Origin of the sequence: Pseudidiomarina tainanensis (assembly GCF_900115255.1) — a bacterium.
GTDB classification, from domain to species: Bacteria; Pseudomonadota; Gammaproteobacteria; order Enterobacterales; family Alteromonadaceae; genus Pseudidiomarina; species Pseudidiomarina tainanensis.
Genome location: NZ_FOYU01000006.1, coordinates 1 through 21,973, shown reverse-complemented (window position 1 = coordinate 21,973; position 21,973 = coordinate 1). Strand labels below are relative to the sequence as shown.

Here is a 21,973-nt window from a genome sequence, read left to right as displayed (position 1 = left end):
TGGTAGACGACGAAGAGTTGTTGGAATTGGTTGAGATGGAAGTTCGTGAACTTCTTTCTGAGTACGACTTCCCAGGCGACGACTTGCCAGTAATCCAAGGTTCAGCATTGAAAGCGTTGGAAGGCGAAGAGAAGTGGGAAAAGAAAATCATCGAATTGGCAGAAGCATTGGATTCATACATTCCAGAGCCAGAGCGTGATATCGACAAGCCGTTCATCATGCCAATCGAAGACGTATTCTCAATCTCAGGCCGTGGTACTGTAGTAACTGGTCGTGTTGAGCGCGGTATCGTTCGCACTGGTGACGAAGTAGAAATCGTAGGTATCCAAGATACAACGAAAACTACTGTAACTGGTGTTGAAATGTTCCGTAAATTGCTTGACGAAGGTCGTGCAGGTGAGAACATAGGTGCCTTGTTGCGTGGTACGAAGCGTGACGAGATCCAACGTGGTCAAGTATTGGCGAAGCCAGGTTCAATCACGCCACACACTCAGTTCGAAGCTGAAGTGTACGTATTGACCAAAGAAGAAGGTGGACGTCACACTCCATTCTTCAAAGGCTACCGTCCACAGTTTTACTTCCGTACAACTGACGTAACTGGTGCAGTACAGTTGCCAGAAGGCGTAGAGATGGTTATGCCAGGCGACAACCTGAAGTTCGTAGTAGAACTGATTCACCCAATCGCAATGGACGAAGGTCTTCGTTTCGCGATTCGTGAAGGTGGTCGTACTGTAGGCGCTGGCGTTGTATCTAAGATCATCGCTTAATAGCCTCGGTATCCGTTAACGGATATTGATAAAAGGGGAGCTTCGGCTCCCTTTTTTGTTTTTGAAAAGCAAAAGCGCTACTAGCTATTGGATATTAGATATTAGCGAAAACACGAAAGTCCAAGACCGCTCTTCTAATATCCAATATCGAATAGCTAATATCGCCCTTGTTTTGCATGGTTTGATCGGTATAATACAGCGTCCGTTTCTGTCACATATACAGAACCTGCAGGGGTGTAGTTCCAATTGGTAGAACAGCGGTCTCCAAAACCGACGGTTGGGGGTTCGAATCCCTCCACCCCTGCCACATTCAGCTATTAGCTATTGGATATTAGATATTAGAAAATACGGACGGACAGCTAATATCCAATATCTAATAGCTAATATCGACGTTGGTTTTAATTACAGGATTGAATAATGAGTGCAAACACCGAAACGCAAAGCAGCTCACTCGACGGCTTAAAATGGATCGTCGCGATTGCACTGCTGGCTGCAGCAGTACTGGGTAACTACTATTACGGTGACCAAGTGTCTGTGCTTTATCGCGCCATTGGCGTGGTACTTTTAGTTGTTATTGCGGGTGTCATTGCAGGTATGACTGGTAAAGGTCGCCAATTCCGCGAATTTGCTAAAGAAAGCCGCAAAGAAACGCGCCGCGTGGTATGGCCATCGCGTCAAGAAGCAACTCAGACAACGTTAATCGTTGTTGTCGCGACCGCAATCGTTTCATTAATTCTGTGGGGCATGGATGCGATTTTAGTACGCATTGTAGGCTTCTTCACCGGACTGGAGTTTTAATCTATGACTGATCAAGTGAAAAAGCGCTGGTACGTGGTTCAAGCATTCTCAGGTTTTGAGAAACGCGTTGCTGATTCGTTGCGCGAACATATCAAAATGCACGGCATGGAAGATAAGTTCGGTGAAGTACTCGTACCGACCGAAGAAGTTGTCGAAATGAAAGCCGGCAAGCGTGCGAAGAGTGAACGTAAATTCTTCCCTGGCTATGTTCTGGTTGAAATGGCAATGGATGAAGATGCGTGGCACTTAGTAAAAAGCATTCCACGCGTATTAGGGTTCATTGGTGGTACGCAAGAGCGTCCAACGCCAATTACCCAAAAAGAAGCAGATATTATTTTGAACCGTCTGCAAGAATCTGTTGATAAGCCGAAGCCAAAAACGTTGTTTGAGCCAGGCGAAGTGGTTCGTGTTAATGACGGTCCGTTTGCAGATTTCAATGGTACGGTTGAAAGCGTGGATTACGAGAAGAGTCGTTTGACTGTATCGGTTTCTATTTTCGGTCGCGCAACGCCAGTCGAACTCGAGTTCGGCCAGGTCGAAAAGGCCTAATAAATACAAGTACGATATTGGCTATTGGATATTTGATATTAGCCAAAACACAACTTGAAGCGGTCAGCTAATATCTAATATCAAATAGCTAATAGCTGATCTCTTGCAATGAGGGGCGAATAGGACTATAATTCGCCTCCTTTTTTATATTGGGGAGCCGTTAGAGTAAGTCATCTCTTAGATTTACGAGGCGTTTGACCCACAACCAAGAGGCATAAACATGGCTAAGAAGTTAAAAGCTATCATCAAGTTGCAAGTAGCAGCTGGTGCAGCTAACCCGTCACCACCAGTTGGTCCAGCATTGGGTCAGCACGGTGTGAACATCATGGAATTCTGTAAAGCGTTTAACGCTGCAACTGACCAGCTTGAAAAAGGCGCGCCAGTTCCAGTAGAAATTAGCGTTTTCGAAGATCGTTCATTCACGTTCATCACCAAAACTCCTCCAGCAGCATTCTTGTTGAAGAAAGCAGCCGGTATCAAGAGCGGTTCAGGCCGTCCTAACACTGAAAAAGTGGGTACTGTGACGCGTGCGCAGCTGGAAGAAATTGCGAAGGTTAAAGAGCCAGACTTAACTGCGGCTGACCTTGATGCAGCGGTTCGTACTATTGCCGGCTCAGCTCGTGCAATGGGCCTGAATGTGGAGGGTCTGTAAGATGGCTAAGTTAAGCAAACGTGCACGTCTTATCCGTGAAAAAGTTGAAGCGCGTGATTATGAAATCAACGAAGCAATCAACTTATTAAAAGAATTAGCAACTGCAAAATTCAAAGAAAGCGTTGATGTATCTGTAAACTTGGGTATCGACGCTCGTAAATCTGACCAAAATGTTCGCGGTGCAACTGTACTGCCTAACGGTACTGGTCGTGACGTACGTGTCGCAGTTTTCACTAGCGGTGCTAACGCTGATAAAGCGAAAGAAGCCGGTGCTGACATCGTAGGTATGGAAGACTTAGCTGAACAAGTTAAAAAAGGCGAAATGAACTTTGACGTTGTTATCGCTTCTCCAGACGCTATGCGTGTTGTTGGTATGTTAGGTCAAATCTTAGGCCCACGTGGTCTGATGCCTAACCCGAAAACTGGTACTGTAACTCCTGACGTAGCAACTGCAGTTAAAAACGCAAAAGCTGGTCAGATTCGTTACCGTAACGATAAAGCGGGTATCATCCACGCGACTATCGGTAAAGTTGATTTTGATAACGATAAATTGAAAGAAAACCTTGAAGCGTTGTTGGCTGCTCTGAAAAAAGCGAAGCCTTCTTCAGCAAAAGGTCAATTTATCAAGAAAGTTAGCCTTTCAACCACTATGGGCGCTGGCGTAGCCATCGACCAAGGTTCGTTAAGCGCAAACTAAGGTTTTATGGGTTGGAGCTGTAGCTCCCGTCCAAGACCGCAGGTGTATCGCGGCTGACATCTCGAGAGAGACAATTCAGCGACACTTAATTTCCTGCGCAGATGGTGATATCCGATCCAGACTCTCTGGGTAAGAGATTCACCGTGACAACGTGGTAGATGCAGTAACGGTCTACCTATGTGTAACGATAGGCCCAAAGCTCTTTGAGCGGCGGGCCAAAAAAAGAGGTGATACTAGTGGCACTAGGTTTAGCAGCAAAACAAGCAATCGTTAAAGAAGTTAACGAAGTTGCTTCAAACGCTCTATCCGTCGCTGTTGCTGAGTATCGTGGTATGGAAGTTGCGCACATGACTCAACTTCGCCGTCAAGCTCGTGAGCAAGGCGTGTATCTGAAAGTTATTCGGAACACTCTGGCAAAACGTGCATTTGTTGACACGAAGTTTGAAGACATGGACTCAGCGTTAACAGGTCCTTTGATCTACGGTTTCTCTATCGACGCACCAGGTTCTGCTGCGCGTTTATTCAAAGAGTTTGCCAAAGAGAACAAGCACCTGAAAGTAACTGCACTATCAATTGGCTCAGGCCTGATGGGCGCAGACAAGCTTGACGCTGTTGCATCACTTCCGACTCGCGACGAAGCATTGGCGAAATTGCTCGCAACCTTCAAAGCGCCTGTTAGTAAGTTCGTTCGTACAATTAACGAAGTACCTACTAAATTTGTGCGTGTGTTGTCGGCAATTAAAGACGCTAAATAGAAGCGGTTTTTTTAACCATTTTTTTGTAATTTATAACCCAGGAGTTTAGAGTTATGGCTCTTACTAAAGAAGATATTTTGAACGCGATCGCTGAAATGCCAGTTATGGAATTGGTTGAGTTGATCGAAGCTGCAGAAGAAAAATTCGGTGTTGACGCTTCAGCTGCTGTTGCTGTTGCAGCTGGTCCAGCTGCTGCAGGAGCTGCTGCTGCAGAAGAGAAAACTGAATTTGACGTAGTATTGAAATCTGCTGGCGCTAACAAAGTAGCAGCTATCAAAGCAGTTCGCGGCGCAACTGGTCTTGGCTTGAAAGAAGCGAAAGACATGGTTGAGTCTGCACCTGTTGCTGTTAAAGAAGGCATCAGCAAAGAAGACGCAGAAGCACTTGCTAAAGAATTGACTGAAGCTGGTGCGGAAGTTGAAGTTAAGTAAGTTTAACCACTTACATAACTTGGCCTTTTAGGCCTAGGGCTGGTGGCAATTTTGCTACCAGCCTTTTTGCGCTGTAAAGCATGTATCATTTTTGCCCGTTATTGGGGTGCATGCTCGCGGTGACAAAAACGGGAACGACAAGCTTTAAGTAGTTTGTTTTTAACCATCGACTCCTACTCCGGTGGTTAGGGTCATCAATCAGCTAGCTGAGGAACCCCATGGCGTACTCCTACTCTGAGAAAAAACGTATTCGCAAGGATTTTGGTAAACGCCCTCATGTACTTGAGGTGCCATACCTGCTGTCAATCCAATTAGATTCATTTAAAAAATTCATCGAGCCGGATCCAGAAGGCAATAATGGTCTGGAAGCGGCATTTCGCTCAGTATTTCCAATTACCGCTTATTCAGGTAATTCGGAACTGCAGTACGTGAGCTATCACCTTGGTGAGCCAGTATTTGACGTACAAGAATGTCAAATCCGTGGCATCACTTACGCAGCTCCTTTGCGGGTGAAACTGCGCTTGGTTCTTTTTGATAAAGAAGCAGCGGCAGGCACCGTTAAAGATATCAAAGAGCAAGAAGTTTACATGGGTGAAATCCCATTGATGACCGAGAACGGTACGTTTGTTATTAACGGCACCGAGCGGGTTATCGTATCTCAGTTACACCGTTCACCAGGTGTATTCTTTGATCATGACAAAGGTAAGACGCACTCTTCAGGTAAAGTGTTGTATAACGCACGCGTTATTCCTTACCGTGGTTCGTGGTTGGATTTCGAATTCGATCCGAAAGACAACGTATTCGTACGTATCGACCGTCGTCGTAAGTTACCGGCGTCTATTATTCTTCGTGCGCTTGAATATAGCACCGAAGAAATTCTCGATATGTTCTTCGAAACCACGTACTACCAGTTCCGCAATAAAAAAGTATTTATGCAACTGGTACCAGAGCGTTTACGTGGTGAAACTGCGAAATTCGACATCAAAAATGATGATGGCGAAATTATCGTAGAAAAAGGCCGTCGTATTACTGCGCGTCATATCAACCAAATCGCAAGCTTGAACCAGCCAGAAATGGAAGTTCCGCTTGAGTACTTGGTAGGTAAAGTTTTAGCGAAAAACTACACCGACAAGAAAACCGGTGAAGTGATTGCTGAAGCGAACGCTGAGTTAACACTTGAGTTACTCGCGAAACTGCGCGAAGCCGGCTTCAAGAAATTTGAAACCTTGTTCGTGAACGACCTTGATCATGGGCCGTACATGAGTGAGACCTTGCGCATCGATTCAACCAACAACCGCTTAGAGGCGTTGGTTGAGATTTATCGTATGATGCGCCCAGGCGAGCCGCCAACCAAAGAAGCGGCTGAAACCTTATTTGACAACTTGTTCTTCAGCGAAGACCGCTATGACTTATCGTCTGTTGGTCGTATGAAGTTCAACCGTCGTTTAGGTCGCGAAGACCTAACTGGCCCAGGCGTATTGACCAAAGAAGATATCGTTGAGGTAATGAAAAAACTCATCGAAATCCGTAACGGTCAAGACGAAGTCGACGATATCGATCACTTAGGTAACCGTCGTATCCGTTCTGTGGGCGAGATGGCTGAGAACCAATTCCGTGTCGGTTTGGTTCGCGTTGAGCGTGCAGTTAAAGAGCGCTTAAGCCTCGGCGATTTAGATGGCACCATGCCGCAAGATCTGATCAACGCGAAGCCAATTAGCGCCGCGGTGAAAGAATTCTTCGGTTCAAGCCAGTTGTCTCAGTTTATGGACCAAAACAACCCATTGTCAGAAGTCACGCACAAGCGTCGTATCTCTGCATTAGGTCCAGGTGGTTTGACGCGTGAGCGTGCAGGCTTCGAAGTTCGTGACGTACACCCAACGCACTACGGTCGCGTATGTCCAATCGAAACCCCTGAAGGTCCGAACATCGGTTTGATCAACTCGTTGTCAACGTTCGCACGTACCAACGAATATGGCTTCTTGGAAACGCCATATCGCCGCATTGAAAACGGCGTTGTCACCGATGAAGTCGATTATTTGTCAGCGATTGAAGAAGGTCACTTCGTCATTGCGCAGGCAAACGTTGCCTTGAACGATAAAGGTGAATTGGTTGAAGACTTAGTTCCATGTCGTCACAAAAACGAATTCACATTGATGTCAAAAGAGCAAGTTCAGTACATGGACGTTGCTCCGCAACAGATCGTTTCAATTGCAGCAAGCTTGATTCCGTTCCTTGAACACGATGACGCTAACCGTGCATTGATGGGTTCAAACATGCAACGTCAAGCCGTTCCAACGTTACGTGCTGATAAGCCGTTGGTTGGTACTGGTATTGAGCGTACTGTTGCCGTTGACTCGGGTGTAACGGTTGTTGCGAAACGTGGTGGTGTGGTCGACAAAGTTGACGCTAGCCGCATTGTCGTGAAGGTGAACGAAGAAGAAATGATGCCAGGCGAAGCCGGTATCGATATTTATAACCTTGTTAAATACACCCGTTCTAACCAGAACACCTGTATTAACCAGACGCCAACTGTGAATGTTGGTGAGCCGGTAATGCGTGGCGATGTATTGGCTGACGGTCCGTCAACCGATATGGGTGAATTGGCATTGGGTCAAAACTTACGCGTGGCATTCATGCCATGGAATGGTTACAACTTCGAGGACTCGATTCTGATTTCAGAGCGCGTGGTTCAAGAAGATCGTTTAACCACTATCCACATTCAAGAATTAAGCTGTGTGGCGCGTGACACCAAACTAGGTGCTGAAGAAGTTACTGCCGATATTCCAAACGTGGGTGAGTCTGCGCTGAACAAGCTTGACGAAGCCGGTATCGTTTATGTTGGTGCAGAAGTTTCTGGCGGCGACATCCTGGTTGGTAAAGTAACGCCAAAAGGCGAGACTCAATTAACGCCAGAAGAGAAATTGCTGCGTGCAATCTTCGGTGAAAAAGCGTCTGACGTGAAAGATAGCTCACTGCGCGTACCAAACGGTGTGACCGGTACAGTTATCGACGTTCAAGTATTTACCCGTGATGGCGTAGAGAAAGACGCGCGTGCTCGCTCAATCGAAGAGATGCAACTGAAGCAGGTTAAGAAAGACTTAGCTGACGAACTCAAAATCCTTGAAAAAGGTATTTTTGAGCGTGCTCGTAGCTTGTTGTTAGCGAATGGTTTTGATGAATCAAAACTAGCTAGCCTTGAGCAAAGCAAGTGGTTGACGCAAAACTTGAAGAAAGAAGATGCGCAACAACAGCTTGAGCAGATTGCACAACAGTACGAAGAAATTCGCGCTGATTTCGACAACAAGTTCGAAAACAAGCGCCGTAAGATCGAGCAAGGTGACGATTTGGCACCTGGCGTACTGAAAATTGTGAAAGTGTACCTTGCGGTTCGTCGCCGTATCCAGCCAGGTGATAAGCTTGCTGGTCGTCACGGTAACAAAGGTGTTATCTCAACCATCGTTCCTGTTGAAGATATGCCGCATGACGAGCACGGCACGCCAGTGGATATCGTATTGAACCCATTGGGCGTTCCATCGCGGATGAACATCGGTCAGATCCTTGAAACTCACCTGGGTATGGCTGCGCGTGGCATTGGTACCAAAATCGAAAATATGATGAAGCGCCAAGCGAAAGTTGCTGAAATGCGTGAATTCTTAGACAAGGTGTACAGCCTAGGTAACACACGTCAAGAAGTTGATATTAACGACTTCAGTGATGACGAAGTACTTCGCCTAGCGGAAAACCTGAAAAAAGGTCTTCCAACTGCGACACCTGTATTCGATGGTGCAGTCGAAAGCGAAATTAAAGAACTACTGAAACTGGCTGATTTACCAGAATCAGGTCAGATCACGTTGTGGGATGGTCGTACCGGTGAGCGTTTTGAGCGTGATGTAACCGTTGGTTACATGTACATGCTGAAACTGAACCACTTGGTTGACGACAAGATGCACGCGCGTTCGACCGGTTCTTACAGCTTGGTTACTCAGCAACCGCTGGGTGGTAAAGCACAGTTTGGTGGTCAGCGCTTCGGTGAGATGGAAGTGTGGGCACTGGAAGCATACGGTGCTGCTTATACGTTGCAGGAAATGTTGACGGTGAAATCGGACGACGTAAACGGTCGTACGAAGATGTACAAAAACATTGTCGACAACGATCTGCGCATGGAAGCAGGTATGCCGGAATCCTTCAATGTACTTCTGAAGGAAATCCGCTCGCTTGGTATCAACATTGAGTTGGACCAAGACTGAGACACCACCGGACGCTATTTGCCAGGAGATAAATCGTGAAAGACTTATTAAAGTTTTTAAAACCGCAAAACCAGACTGAAGAGTTCGATGCGATTCGCATCGGACTTGCTTCTCCGGACATGATCCGCAGCTGGTCTTTCGGTGAAGTGAAAAAGCCAGAAACGATCAACTACCGTACGTTCAAGCCTGAGCGTGACGGGTTGTTCTGTGCGCGCATTTTCGGCCCGGTAAAAGACTACGAGTGCTTGTGTGGTAAATACAAGCGCTTGAAGCACCGTGGTGTAATCTGTGAGAAGTGTGGCGTCGAAGTGACCCTCACCAAAGTGCGCCGTGAGCGCATGGGTCACATCGAATTGGCGAGCCCAGTTGCACACATCTGGTTCTTGAAATCGTTACCAAGCCGTATCGGTTTGATGCTTGATATGACCTTGCGTGATATCGAGCGCGTATTGTATTTCGAATCATACGTTGTGACTGAAGCAGGTATGACTGACCTTGAACGTGGCCAGATTCTTACCGAAGAAGAATACTTAGACGCATTAGAAGCCCATGGCGACGAGTTCGAAGCCAAGATGGGTGCTGAAGCTGTGTTGTCATTGTTGCAACACATTGATATCGAAGGTGATATCAAGCAATTGCGTGAAGAGCTTCCAGAAACCAATTCAGAAACCAAGCGTAAAAAAATCAGCAAGCGCTTGAAGCTGCTTGAATCATTCCATAACTCAGGCAACAAGCCAGAGTGGATGATCTTGAAAGTGCTTCCAGTACTGCCACCTGATCTACGTCCATTGGTTCCATTGGATGGTGGCCGTTTCGCGACTTCAGATTTGAACGATCTATATCGTCGCGTGATCAACCGTAACAACCGTTTGAAGCGTCTTTTAGACCTAGCAGCTCCTGACATCATCGTGCGTAACGAAAAACGTATGTTGCAAGAAGCTGTGGATGCGTTGTTAGACAACGGTCGTCGCGGTCGTGCTATCACTGGTACCAATAAACGTCCTCTGAAATCTTTGGCTGACATGATCAAAGGTAAGCAGGGTCGTTTCCGTCAAAACTTGTTGGGTAAACGTGTTGACTACTCAGGCCGTTCAGTAATCACTGTTGGTCCTAAACTACGTTTGCACCAGTGTGGTTTGCCGAAGAAAATGGCACTCGAGCTATTTAAACCATTCATCTACGGTAAGTTAGAAGGTCGTGGTTTAGCCACAACCATCAAAGCTGCTAAGAAAATGGTCGAGCGCGAAATTCCAGAAGTTTGGGACGTACTTGACGAAGTAATCAAAGAACACCCAGTGATGCTTAACCGTGCACCAACGTTGCACCGTTTGGGTATTCAGGCGTTCGAACCGGTACTTATCGAAGGTAAAGCGATTCAGTTGCACCCATTGGTGTGTGCGGCCTATAACGCCGACTTCGACGGTGACCAAATGGCGGTTCACTTACCATTAACGCTTGAAGCGCAGTTAGAAGCGCGCGCGTTGATGATGTCAACCAACAACATTTTGTCACCAGCAAGTGGTGATCCAATTATCGTTCCTTCACAGGACGTTGTATTGGGTCTGTACTACATGACGCGCGAAAAAATTAATGCGAAAGGCGAAGGCATGGCGTTTAAGAACGCTAAAGAAGCCGAGAAAGCATACCGTAACAAGGATGCTGAGCTGCACGCACGAGTTAAAGTACGTATCACTGAAACGTTAACCGACGAAGAAGGTGTCACAACCACCACGACAAAACTGTACGACACCACTGTGGGTCGTGCCATTTTGTCACTGATTCTTCCTACTGGCATGCCATTTGACATGATCAACCAGTCCATGGGTAAGAAGCAGATCGGTCGTTTGTTGAACCGTTCTTATCGTGACTTAGGCTTGAAGCCAACCGTAATTTTTGCTGACCAAATCATGTATACCGGTTTCCACTACGCGATGATCGCGGGTGCGTCAGTCGGTATCGATGACATGGTTATTCCAGACGCTAAGAAAGATATTATCGAAGCGGCGGAAGAAGAAGTTGCTGAAATTCAGGAACAGTTCGAGCAAGGTTTGGTAACAGCCGGCGAGAAATACAACAAAGTTATCGACATTTGGTCAACTGCGAACGAGAAAGTCTCGAAAGCGATGATGGAAAACTTGTCGAAAGAAACTGTGATCAACGCCAAAGGCGAAGAAGAGCAGCAAGATTCTTTCAACTCAGTTTACATGATGGCTGACTCAGGCGCTCGTGGTAGCCCCGCACAGATTCGTCAGTTGGCGGGTATGCGTGGTTTGATGGCGAAGCCAGATGGCTCAATCATCGAAACCCCAATTGTTGCGAACTTCCGTGAAGGTTTGAACGTACTCCAGTACTTCATCTCAACCCACGGTGCGCGTAAAGGTTTGGCCGATACCGCATTGAAGACAGCGAACTCAGGTTACCTGACGCGTCGTTTGGTTGACGTTGCGCAAGACGTTGTAATTGTTGAAGACGACTGTGGCACCGAAGACGGCTTGTATGTGAAGCCGTTAATTGAAGGTGGTGACGTTGTAGAACCATTGCGTGAGCGCGTATTGGGTCGTGTGGTATGTGATGATGTACTGATGCCAGGTAGCGACGATGTTCTAATTCCACGTAACACATTGCTTGATGAAAAAATGTGTGACGTGTTAGAGCAGAACTCGGTTGACCAAGTCAAAGTACGCTCAGTAATCACCTGTGACACTGATTTCGGTGTGTGTGCGAACTGTTACGGTCGTGACCTTGCTCGTGGTCACTTGGTGAACCAAGGTGAAGCGGTTGGTGTTATCGCAGCACAGTCAATCGGTGAACCAGGTACCCAGTTAACGATGCGTACGTTCCACATCGGTGGTGCGGCATCGCGTGACTCTGCAGCCAACAACATTCAAGTGAAGAACAAGGGTACCCTGAAACTTCACAATGCGAAGTTCGTTGAAAACAGTGACAGCCACTTGGTTATCACATCACGTTCAACTGAATTGACGTTGATTGACGAATTTGGTCGTGAGCGAGAGCGTTATAAAGTGCCTTACGGTGCGATTCTGAAGAAAAACGAAGGCGATACCGTTGATGCGGGCGAAATCGTAGCGAACTGGGATCCACATACGCACCCAATCATCACCGAGGTAGCGGGTCGTCTGAAGTTTGTCGACTTGATCGACGGCGTCACTATGACACGTCAAACCGATGAGCTGACTGGCTTATCAAGCATTGTTGTGCTTGAAACAGGTCAACGTACCAGCGCCGGTAAAGACATGCGTCCTATGGTGAAGTTGGTTGACGCGAAAGGTAAAGACGTGAACATCGCCGGTACCGATATGCCAGCGCAGTACTTCTTGCCAGGTAACGCGATTATCAACCTTGAAGATAACGCTGAAGTGAAAGTGGGTGACACGGTTGCACGTATTCCACAAGAAGGTTCAAAAACACGCGATATTACCGGTGGTCTACCGCGCGTTGCCGACTTGTTCGAAGCACGTCGTCCGAAAGAGCCAGCAATTTTGGCAGAAGTCTCTGGTACCGTTAGCTTTGGTAAAGAAACCAAAGGCAAACGCCGCTTGATCATCACCCCAACGGATGGTGGCGAGCAGTACGAAGAGATGATTCCAAAATATCGTCAGTTGAACATCTTCGAAGGTGAGCAAGTGACCAAAGGTGAAGTTATCGCCGACGGTCCTGAAGCACCACACGATATCTTACGTTTGCGTGGCGTGAGTGCGCTTGCAAACTACATCGTGAACGAAGTACAAGAAGTTTATCGCTTACAGGGCGTTAAGATCAACGATAAGCACATCGAGACCATTGTGCGTCAGATGCTGCGTAAAGCGATTATCTTGAACCCAGGCGAAACTGAACTGCTTGAAGGCGAAATGATGGAGCTGTCTGAAGTACTTGCTGCTAACGCGAAAGCGGAAGCAGAAGGTAAGATTCCAGCTTCGTATGAGCGTCAGCTGTTAGGTATCACCAAAGCGTCATTGTCGACTGAATCGTTCATTTCTGCAGCATCGTTCCAAGAAACGACGCGCGTATTGACCGAAGCAGCCGTGCAAGGCAAGCAAGACCCATTACGTGGCTTGAAAGAGAACGTTATTGTTGGTCGCTTGATTCCAGCTGGTACTGGTTTCGCTTACCACCGCGAACGTGCGCGCAAGCGTGCTGAAGCGCTGGCGGTTACCGAAGTACCTCGTTTAACCGCAGAAGAAGCCGAGCAGCAACTTGCTGACGCTTTGAACTTCGGTAACGAAGCGGCCGACAACGGTGACAGCAACGAATAAGCCGTTGCTTCCGCGAACTTGAAGAGCTCTAAAAGGCCAGTCTAGCCGACTGGCCTTTTTTATTGCGCGAGAAACTCTAATTAAGTTTTCGTGAGAAGGAATCATAAATATTAGGTTGACGGGACGTTTTGGTTAATTTATGTTCAAAATTAATATTCAATATAGGACATAAATTTTGAACGGAACTCATTATCAAAAGACATTTTTCGCTACTCTCTCTGTATTGTTGGGCATATCAGCGAGCAACGCTCAAGACATTGAATCTTTAGCGATGGGTTTCCCCCCCCCTCCCGGTGGAAGCTCCTATACGTTTAGTCAGGCCTTTCCCTCAAATGACTTGTATAAACTTACTGAAGATAATTTTCAAAAATTAGATACTGGACTCTTAGGTGATTTGTTTAATACTTACACCGGAGAGCTCTCCTTTCGTCAGACAGATGTGGCAATTTCGACGAATTTGGGTATTCCAATGGAAGTTATTCGTGAGTCGATAAATTCAAGAAATGGTCACTATCGTATTTTTGGAAATTGGATCCTAGCAATTCCTACACTCTATGCACCCCTCGCAGGGAACTTCACATCAGGTCTTGACCGATGTACAAATTTTTGGACTACGAGTCGCTACCGTCCAGGCTCATTAGATGCGCAACTTCTTGAAAACGCGCCGCAACTGGGTGGAGTTGGTGGTAGCAAACAGCTATTACGCCACGATGGTTCGCTTAGTGCACCGCCAAACACGCTATTTATTAGTATGGATAATTGGGCAGTTACATGTAGTAATAATATCTACAAAGCACATGCACCAGATGGTACCAAATATACATTTGGTCAACTCGTTCAATTGAACGGTAATAACGCTCCAAGGACAACCCTAGCCTCGAATGCAGAGCGTGGTTACTCGATGTTGATGGTGACAAAAATAGAAGACAGATTTGGTAAGTCTATAAACTTTAATTATCAAAGCGGTTTACTTAGTTCGATATCAAGCGATGAAGGTCCGCAAATTAGTTTCCGATACAACTCTAACTATGACGTAGCTGACATAACTGCTAATGGTCAAGTTTGGCGCTATAGCTATAATTCTAATCACCAACTTATTCAAGTTGAACTTCCGAACGGAACGACGTGGGAATTGAATAACGGTGCGTTAATATCAGCTTCATCTTCAGAAACTAGTATTACTGGAAGTATTACTCATCCACTTGGTACAGAAGGCAGTTTTACCATACAGCGAACGAGGCACGGACGTACTAAAGTGCCTACGTCTCAAAATGTGGAAAGTGGTTATCTTTATGATAAGGATACTTACTATCATTCGCTTGCTACCAAAACGCTGACAGGTCCGCAATTAACTCCAATGAGTTGGACCTATAGTTATTCTCAAGAAGCAGGAGCATATTTGGGAGAGTCTGCTTCCAACTTTAAATCGGTTTTAATAACAGATCCTGAAGGCCATAAGCGACGCTATACATTGCACCGAAGTTTAGATGAGCTAGAAGGTAAGATCCAAAAAATATCTACTGAGTCGACTTCATCTACCCTTCAAACTATAACTCAGACATGGGTGCGTGGAGCGGCTATTGGACAAATCGTTGGAGATTTAGCTTTTGGCTCTCGCAGTAATGGTTATCGTGCAAATCTTAATCATGAAGTAACCACAAGAGGTAGTGATAGTTTTACTCAGTCGTTTTATAACTATTCGTCATGGGGATTGCCAGGAAAAATCGTTGCATCGACAAACTTAACATCAACCAAGCGTTATGCCACTCAAACGTATTTAAACGATATTGGGCTTTGGATTATCGGGTTGCCGGTTGAATCTAAAGTGTCAGAAGATGGAACCACCTACTATCCAAAAGATAGGACTACGTATTATAGTGCAAGTCATTCCTATTCAAGACTGCCGTATCAAAGGTTTCGCCATAATCGCTTAATTCAAACCTACAATAGCTATTTAACAAATGGTATTTCATCAGGAATGGTCGGCAAAATAACCGACCATAAATTAGGTAGTTATAGTGTTATAAGCCAGTATAAGCACGGCATTCCGACGATACTTCGTCGGCCAAGCTTGAACGGTGGAGCTGATATAGAATCCATAGTGTCAGTTGACAACAATGGGCGAGTAATATCAATAAAGGATTACCGCGGATTTGTAACGAACTTTAATTATAACGAGCTAGGCTGGTTAACTTCCAAAGTTCCCATAAACCAAGGGCTCAATTCGACCTCTATAAACTACGCAATTCTTTCCGATGGAATATATAAGACGGTATCTAAAGGAAGTAAAAGGACAACCACGATATTTGACAGTCTTCTACGTCCCGTCGAATTCTTTGAGGAGGATCTGTCTGCGTTCTCAACCTACCGCGCTAAGTCCAGAAAATACGATAGTAATGGAAACATAATATTTGAAAGTTTCTGGGATGATGTTAGTCAAAGTGATGGGCACTCATACTCTTATGACGCTTTAGACCGTTTAATTAAGGTTATTGACACATCAACGACCGCTACAAACTCATACACGTTTTTAAGTGGTCATCGTGTTCGGCAAACTGATGCGCGAGGATTTGCGACGACGAAAACATTCCAGAGCTTCGGCAGTCCTAACTATAGCCACCCGATTAAAATTGTTTCGCCGGAATCATTGGTAACGTCGATTGCTTATAACTTACACCAACAGATTACTAACATTGCGCAAGGCGGCGTCACTGAGCAGCGTGTATATAATGGCTACCGTGATCTCTGTAAAATTATTCGAAGTGATGTGGGTAATCATGGGTATTATTATAATGTTTATGGCCGACTTGAACGAGTTGTTCAAGGTAGTTCGATTGACGATACGCTTAGTTGTGATAATTCACCTTCGAATACAGAAACACAATCCTTTACATACAATAGTCGCGGAGCAATCAAGCAAATTAGTTTTGGAGATAATACACCAAGTAAAAACTTTGGATATGATGCCAATGATAATTTAATTAGCGCTGTTACTTCAGGTGTCTCGAAGTTATTCGAGTTCAATAGCCAAAATCAGCTAGAGCAACAAACAACCCAAGTAGATAATTCAAGCTATACAATTAATTATGAATATGATGCAAATAGTCACCTGAATCATATAATTTATCCAGACGGTGAAATACTTGCTCTTCAACCTAATTCCTTAGGTCAGCAGCGTTCAGTTGGAGGTTATGTAGGGTTGATAAAATACCACCCTAATGGCGCAATCAAATCTTATGTTATGGCGAATGATGCTTTCCGTACAACGACGCAACATATTAACGGAGCAATAGATAGTATTATTGACCGCCATCCCAGCACTATTATTTTCAATCAGACTTATCAATACGATTTAAACATGAATACAGTCGGAATTAATCAAAGTACAGTCATAACAAATTCCACGATCGCATTGAATTATGATGGGTTAGATCGCTTGATTGGATTTTCTTCGGCTTTACTGGGTAACGGATTGATAAGTTACGACACCCGGAATAATGTCACATCTTTAGATCATCCTGAGGGGACACTCGAATTCAGCTATTTAAACAACCGATTAGTAAGTACTAGTGGTTTGCATAATTGGACTTTTTCATATGATGATCGTGGTAACGTTACTAATAATGGTCGCTATAATTTAAGTTTTAACCTAGCAGGCCAACTTACAACGGCGAACGGGAATGATTACCTATACGACGCCGAAAATATGCGAGTTCGAAGTATTACCAGCGCTGGAGCACGCTATGATATTTATGACAATAAAGGGAAACTGATATATTCCGAAACTCCTACGGGTATTGAGAAATATTATTATGCGAGTGGCACTCTTGTCGCCAAGAAAACAAGCAGTGGGCTAAAGTACGCCCATACCGATCAACTTGGTAGCACGGTCGGTTTCAGTAATGCAAAGGGCGCGATGACCGAAAAACGGCACTATCATCCATTTGGTCGAACTATTAATGGAACATTCGATGATGTTGGCTATACGAGTCACAAATTTGATTCAAATTTGGGCTTAAGCTATATGCAGGCACGATACTATGATCCAGTAATTGGGCGGTTTTATTCAAATGACCCTATCGGTTTCCGTGATGTGCATAGCTTTAATCGATATGCTTACGCGAATAACAACCCATATAAATATACAGATCCTGATGGCCGTGATGCAATTTCGGTTCAGATTGAATATAACCTGCCTTCAGCTATTTCCATGCTAAATACTTCTAACTTTGTAATTGATACTCTAGGGGTGACAATTCCAGAAGGCTTCAATGTAAGTGCTACGGTTTCTTTTCCAGGCTTGTCAGATTCTGGGAGATGGGGATTTGGAGGAAGTTTCAATGTTGTACTGGGGGGCGAATTTGGTGTAGACGATAGTCTAGCTAAAGCTAATGGAATTAAAGACACGTTAAATTCGGTTGGGAAAGCTTTAAGTAGTGGCAGTTTAACCGGGGAAATTGACTATAACTTTCCTAAAAATGGTGTTACTGAGGTTCAAAATGGATTGAGTGACAATCAGATATCTGCAATGGCTGGTGTCGGCGGTGGTCAAGTGTCAGTAGACAACAATGGAGCTGTAACTGGATTTGGTATTAAAGTTGGAGCGGGTATAAATGCTGGCGCAGTAGTTGAAAAGCCTCTAGTTGGATTCGCTATCGAAGAGGATAAAGGATTTGTCAAAACAGGAGGTAACTAATGCAATATTTAGAAACCGCGCTTTTAGTAATTTCATTTCTTCTAATTGTAACTGGTGTCGTTTTACTGGTTTTGGCAAGAAGCTGTGCTAAGAAAGAAATGTTCGAAAATTTCTATGGTGGTAAAAATGCAATCTACGGTGGTTTTAGGATATTCAAATATGAATATTATCAGAGCGACAAACTCTGGGCTTGTACATTTTTAAGAGTTGTTTTTATTGCCTTGTTAGCGGTGTTTTCATTGATGTACTTAACTAGCTAAGTAGTTTTTTTATCCAAAGCCTCGCACTCGGACCTAGGGAGTGGGGCTTTTTGTTACCAGAGCAGACAAAGCTCTTCAGCGAACTCACCATTCCGCCATCGACCAAGTGACTTTTTGCCATCTGGTGTGGTTCGAACCAGATGATATTGGTAATCTGCCGCTTTGCCATATAGCGTCTGCCCCTGAACCAGTAAATCACGACTTAACTTCCCAGATTAGCTATCGCGCTCAGCTTCTTCAGACAGGGCGAGCACATCAATACAAACCATAGCTGTTCACTATTCAGATGTGACGGTGCAAGATTTCGTCTCAATGCCATGCTTGGTGGCAAAAGCCATCAGTTTCTTATCGTAAAAGTTCATATCCCGTTGGTAACGGCAGAAGAATGTTATGGCGGCTTTTACCTCATCGTAAGTAAAGAAAATATCAAATGAAGCGCTTTGTCAGAAGCTAGTCAACCGTCGCTTTTCCTTGACAGTCCAATTATTGACCATTAAAATTCGGCCTCCCCATATTTGGGCGATTAGCTCGTGGCTTGTCGACAGCAAGCTTAAAAATAGGGGGAAACTTGGATTTTTCATTCTGTTGAGCGACATCAACATAATCAGGAGTAATGAATGGCAACAGTTAATCAGCTGGTGCGCAAAGGTCGTCAAAAGCCGGTTGTGAAAAGCAACGTTCCGGCACTTGAGGCTTGCCCACAAAAACGCGGCGTATGTACCCGTGTTTACACTACTACCCCGAAGAAGCCAAACTCTGCACTGCGTAAAGTATGCCGTGTACGTTTGACTAACGGCTACGAAGTTTCTTCGTACATTGGTGGTGAAGGTCACAACTTGCAAGAACACTCAGTCGTATTGATTCGCGGCGGTCGTGTAAAAGACTTGCCAGGTGTTCGTTATCACACAGTTCGTGGTGCTCTCGACTGTGCAGGCGTGAATGATCGTCGCCAAGCACGTTCTAAGTACGGCGCGAAACGGCCTAAGTCTTAACGGTTCTCCGTTAGTAAGGCCAAACTGTAATTTATAAGTTTTGGGGAATACCCTGAATTAATCGGAGAATATTGAGATGCCAAGAAGACGCGTCATAGGTCAACGTAAAATCCTTCCGGACCCTAAGTTCGGATCAGAGTTGTTGGCTAAATTTATCAATGTCGTCATGGTTGACGGCAAAAAATCTGTCGCTGAAAAGATCATCTACGGTGCGTTAGATATCCTGGCTGAGAAGTCAGGCAAAGACCACCTTGAAATTTTCGAATCTGCGTTGGACAACGTTCGTCCTACTGTCGAGGTTAAATCTCGTCGTGTTGGTGGTTCTACCTACCAAGTACCAGTAGAAGTACGTCCTGTTCGCCGCAATGCACTGGCTATGCGTTGGTTAGTTGATGCTGCGCGTACTCGGGGTGAAAAATCCATGGCTCAGCGTCTAGCAGGTGAAATGTTAGATGCATCAGAAAGTAAAGGCTCTGCTGTGAAGAAGCGTGAAGACGTCCACCGTATGGCCGAAGCGAACAAAGCGTTCGCACACTATCGCTGGTAAATTCACAGTTAACCCAAAGAGGAATTTATGGCTCGACAAACATCGATTGAGCGTTACCGTAACATCGGTATCTGTGCTCACGTAGACGCAGGTAAAACAACCACCACAGAGCGTGTGTTGTTCTACACCGGCTTGTCTCACAAATTGGGTGAGGTACATGACGGTGCAGCGACTACCGACTGGATGGAGCAAGAACAAGAGCGTGGTATTACTATTACCTCGGCCGCTGTAACTGCTTTCTGGAAAGGTATGGATAACCAGTTCCCAGAACACCGTATCAACGTTATCGATACTCCAGGACACGTTGACTTCACTATCGAAGTAGAACGTTCACTGCGTGTACTTGATGGCGCGGTAGTTGTTCTGTGTGGTTCTTCTGGCGTACAGCCGCAAACCGAAACCGTATGGCGTCAAGCTGACAAATACGAAGTTCCACGTATGGTATTCGTCAACAAGATGGACCGTGCTGGTGCAGATTTCTTGCGCGTTGTAGGTCAAATCAAAACCCGTTTGGCTGCAACTCCAGTTCCAATTCATTTGAACATCGGTGCTGAAGATAACTTCAAAGGCGTTGTTGACTTGATCAAGATGAAAGCAATCAACTGGAATGAAGAAGACCAGGGGATGACTTTCAACTACGAAGAAATTCCAGCGGAACTGAAAGACAAAGCTGAAGAAATGCACAATGACTTGGTTGAAGCTGCTGCTGAAGCCAACGAAGAGCTGATGAACAAATACCTTGAAGAAGGTGAGTTGACTGAAGCTGAAATCAAAGCTGGTTTACGTCAGCGTACGCTGAACAACGAAATCATCCTTTGTTTGTGTGGTTCTGCGTTTAAAAACAAAGGCGTTCAAGCAATGCTTGACGCAGTTATCGAATACTTACCTTCACCAACTGAAGTTAAAGCGATTCGTGGTATTTTGGAAGACGAATCTGAAGGCGTTCGTAAGTCATCTGACGACGAGCCGTTCTCAGCATTGGCATTCAAAATCGCAACTGACCCATTCGTAGGTACTTTGACCTTCTTGCGCGTTTACTCGGGCGTTCTGTCTCAGGGCGATACCGTGTATAACCCAGTGAAGAGCAAGCGCGAGCGTATCGGCCGTATGGTACAGATGCACGCAAACGACCGTAAAGAGATTAAAGAAATCTTGGCGGGCGACATTGCTGCAGCTATCGGTTTGAAAGATGTAACGACTGGTGACACGTTGTGTGACCCGAACAACATCATCACGCTTGAGCGTATGGAATTCCCAGAGCCAGTAATCTCTGTTGCTGTAGAACCAAAAACTAAAGCTGACCAAGAAAAAATGGGTATCGCTTTAGGTAAATTGGCTGCAGAAGATCCATCGTTCCGCGTTAAAACTGACGAAGAGTCTGGCCAGACTATCATCTCTGGTATGGGTGAGCTTCACCTAGACATCATCGTTGACCGTATGAAGCGTGAATTCAAAGTTGAATGTAACGTTGGTAAACCACAGGTTGCTTACCGTGAAACTATCCGCCAGAAAGTGGAAGTTGAAGGTAAATTCGTACGTCAATCAGGTGGTCGTGGTCAGTTCGGTCACGTTTGGTTACGTATCGAGCCAATGGACTTCGATGCGAACGATGACGATGCGCCAAACTACGAGTTCGTAAACGAAATCGTTGGTGGTGTGGTACCGAAGGAATACATTCCTGCGGTAGACAAAGGTATCCAAGAGCAAATGCAGAATGGTGTAATTGCTGGTTACCCAGTACTTGGCGTGAAAGCGACCTTGTACGATGGTTCATACCACGATGTCGACTCATCAGAAATGGCGTTCAAAATCGCTGGTAGCATGGCATTCAAGAAAGGTGCTCAACAAGCTAAACCAGCATTGCTTGAACCAATGATGAAAGTCGAAGTTGTTACCCCTGAAGACTTCATGGGTGACGTAGTTGGTGACTTGAACCGTCGTCGCGGTATCATCGAGGGCATGGAAGATGGTCCTGGTGGTCTGAAAGAAGTTCGCGCACAAGTTCCATTATCAGAAATGTTCGGTTACGCTACTGACCTGCGTTCGCAGACTCAGGGCCGTGCATCTTATGCGATGGAATTCTTGAAGTACGCTGAAGCACCAAACAACATTGCTGAGCAGGTAATTGCTGCTCGTCAGGTTAAAGATAAAGATTAAGTAGAGTCTGGTCCGGTTCTACCTAGGACCGGACTTTTAACTTAAGTTAAGGAAAAGTCATGGCAAAAGAAAAATTTGAACGTTCCAAACCGCACGTTAACGTCGGTACTATCGGCCACGTTGACCACGGTAAAACTACTCTGACCGCTGC

15 protein-coding genes and 1 tRNA gene are annotated in these 21,973 nt (G+C 45.4%); all 16 read left to right on the top strand.

Annotation, left to right across the window (positions count from 1 at the left end):
• On the top strand, positions 1-767 hold a 767-nt coding region (locus BM292_RS11695; protein WP_143434096.1), incomplete at its 5' end, for an elongation factor Tu.
• Between the two features lie 230 nt (positions 768-997).
• Positions 998-1,074, top strand: a tRNA-Trp gene (locus BM292_RS11690).
• Positions 1,075-1,184: 110 nt separating this feature from the next.
• On the top strand, positions 1,185-1,565 hold the full coding sequence (gene secE / locus BM292_RS11685; protein ID WP_092858796.1) for a preprotein translocase subunit SecE: 381 nt from the start codon (positions 1,185-1,187) through the stop codon (positions 1,563-1,565).
• A 3-nt stretch (positions 1,566-1,568) separates the two neighbouring features.
• Positions 1,569-2,114, top strand: a complete 546-nt coding sequence (gene nusG / locus BM292_RS11680; RefSeq protein ID WP_092858794.1) for a transcription termination/antitermination protein NusG — start codon at positions 1,569-1,571, stop codon at positions 2,112-2,114.
• A 220-nt stretch (positions 2,115-2,334) separates the two neighbouring features.
• Positions 2,335-2,766 (top strand): 50S ribosomal protein L11, encoded by a 432-nt coding sequence (gene rplK / locus BM292_RS11675; protein ID WP_092858792.1) that lies wholly within the window; start codon positions 2,335-2,337, stop codon positions 2,764-2,766.
• Position 2,767: 1 nt separating this feature from the next.
• Complete coding sequence (gene rplA, locus BM292_RS11670) at positions 2,768-3,463, top strand: 50S ribosomal protein L1 (protein WP_092858790.1); 696 nt, start codon at positions 2,768-2,770, stop codon at positions 3,461-3,463.
• A gap of 236 nt (positions 3,464-3,699) precedes the next feature.
• Positions 3,700-4,218: a 50S ribosomal protein L10 gene (gene rplJ / locus BM292_RS11665; protein WP_092858788.1), complete on the top strand. Its 519-nt coding sequence runs from the start codon at positions 3,700-3,702 to the stop codon at positions 4,216-4,218.
• Positions 4,219-4,271: 53 nt separating this feature from the next.
• A complete protein-coding gene (rplL, locus tag BM292_RS11660; protein WP_092858786.1) occupies positions 4,272-4,649 on the top strand; it encodes a 50S ribosomal protein L7/L12 in 378 nt (125 codons plus the stop codon).
• Positions 4,650-4,867: 218 nt separating this feature from the next.
• Positions 4,868-8,896, top strand: a complete 4,029-nt coding sequence (gene rpoB, locus BM292_RS11655) for a DNA-directed RNA polymerase subunit beta (protein WP_092858784.1) — start codon at positions 4,868-4,870, stop codon at positions 8,894-8,896.
• Positions 8,897-8,931: 35 nt separating this feature from the next.
• A complete protein-coding gene (gene rpoC / locus BM292_RS11650) occupies positions 8,932-13,170 on the top strand; it encodes a DNA-directed RNA polymerase subunit beta' (protein WP_092858782.1) in 4,239 nt (1,412 codons plus the stop codon).
• A gap of 175 nt (positions 13,171-13,345) precedes the next feature.
• The gene (locus tag BM292_RS11645; protein WP_092858780.1) at positions 13,346-17,866 is read left to right on the top strand and encodes an RHS repeat domain-containing protein; all 4,521 of its coding nucleotides are present in this window, start codon (positions 13,346-13,348) and stop codon (positions 17,864-17,866) included.
• A complete protein-coding gene (locus tag BM292_RS11640; RefSeq protein WP_092858778.1) occupies positions 17,866-18,126 on the top strand; it encodes a hypothetical protein in 261 nt (86 codons plus the stop codon). Before BM292_RS11645 ends, BM292_RS11640 begins: the two co-directional genes overlap by 1 nt.
• Before the next feature lie 617 nt (positions 18,127-18,743).
• Positions 18,744-19,118, top strand: coding sequence for a 30S ribosomal protein S12 (rpsL, locus tag BM292_RS11630; RefSeq protein WP_034777283.1), 375 nt, complete (start codon positions 18,744-18,746; stop codon positions 19,116-19,118).
• 76 nt (positions 19,119-19,194) lie between these two features.
• Positions 19,195-19,665 (top strand): 30S ribosomal protein S7, encoded by a 471-nt coding sequence (gene rpsG / locus BM292_RS11625; protein ID WP_055439991.1) that lies wholly within the window; start codon positions 19,195-19,197, stop codon positions 19,663-19,665.
• A 27-nt stretch (positions 19,666-19,692) separates the two neighbouring features.
• Positions 19,693-21,822, top strand: coding sequence for an elongation factor G (fusA, locus tag BM292_RS11620; protein WP_092858776.1), 2,130 nt, complete (start codon positions 19,693-19,695; stop codon positions 21,820-21,822).
• Between the two features lie 59 nt (positions 21,823-21,881).
• Positions 21,882-21,973 (top strand): GTP-binding protein (locus BM292_RS11615; RefSeq protein ID WP_018694456.1); only part of this gene is annotated, 92 nt, incomplete at its 3' end.

Coding starts and splice junctions, on each gene's coding strand:
- secE (WP_092858796.1), top strand. CDS start 1,185: ATGAGTGCAAACACCGAAACGCAAAGCAGCTCACTCGACGGCTTAAAA.
- nusG (WP_092858794.1), top strand. CDS start 1,569: ATGACTGATCAAGTGAAAAAGCGCTGGTACGTGGTTCAAGCATTCTCA.
- rplK (WP_092858792.1), top strand. CDS start 2,335: ATGGCTAAGAAGTTAAAAGCTATCATCAAGTTGCAAGTAGCAGCTGGT.
- rplA (WP_092858790.1), top strand. CDS start 2,768: ATGGCTAAGTTAAGCAAACGTGCACGTCTTATCCGTGAAAAAGTTGAA.
- rplL (WP_092858786.1), top strand. CDS start 4,272: ATGGCTCTTACTAAAGAAGATATTTTGAACGCGATCGCTGAAATGCCA.
- rpoB (WP_092858784.1), top strand. CDS start 4,868: ATGGCGTACTCCTACTCTGAGAAAAAACGTATTCGCAAGGATTTTGGT.
- BM292_RS11640 (WP_092858778.1), top strand. CDS start 17,866: ATGCAATATTTAGAAACCGCGCTTTTAGTAATTTCATTTCTTCTAATT.
- rpsL (WP_034777283.1), top strand. CDS start 18,744: ATGGCAACAGTTAATCAGCTGGTGCGCAAAGGTCGTCAAAAGCCGGTT.
- rpsG (WP_055439991.1), top strand. CDS start 19,195: ATGCCAAGAAGACGCGTCATAGGTCAACGTAAAATCCTTCCGGACCCT.
- fusA (WP_092858776.1), top strand. CDS start 19,693: ATGGCTCGACAAACATCGATTGAGCGTTACCGTAACATCGGTATCTGT.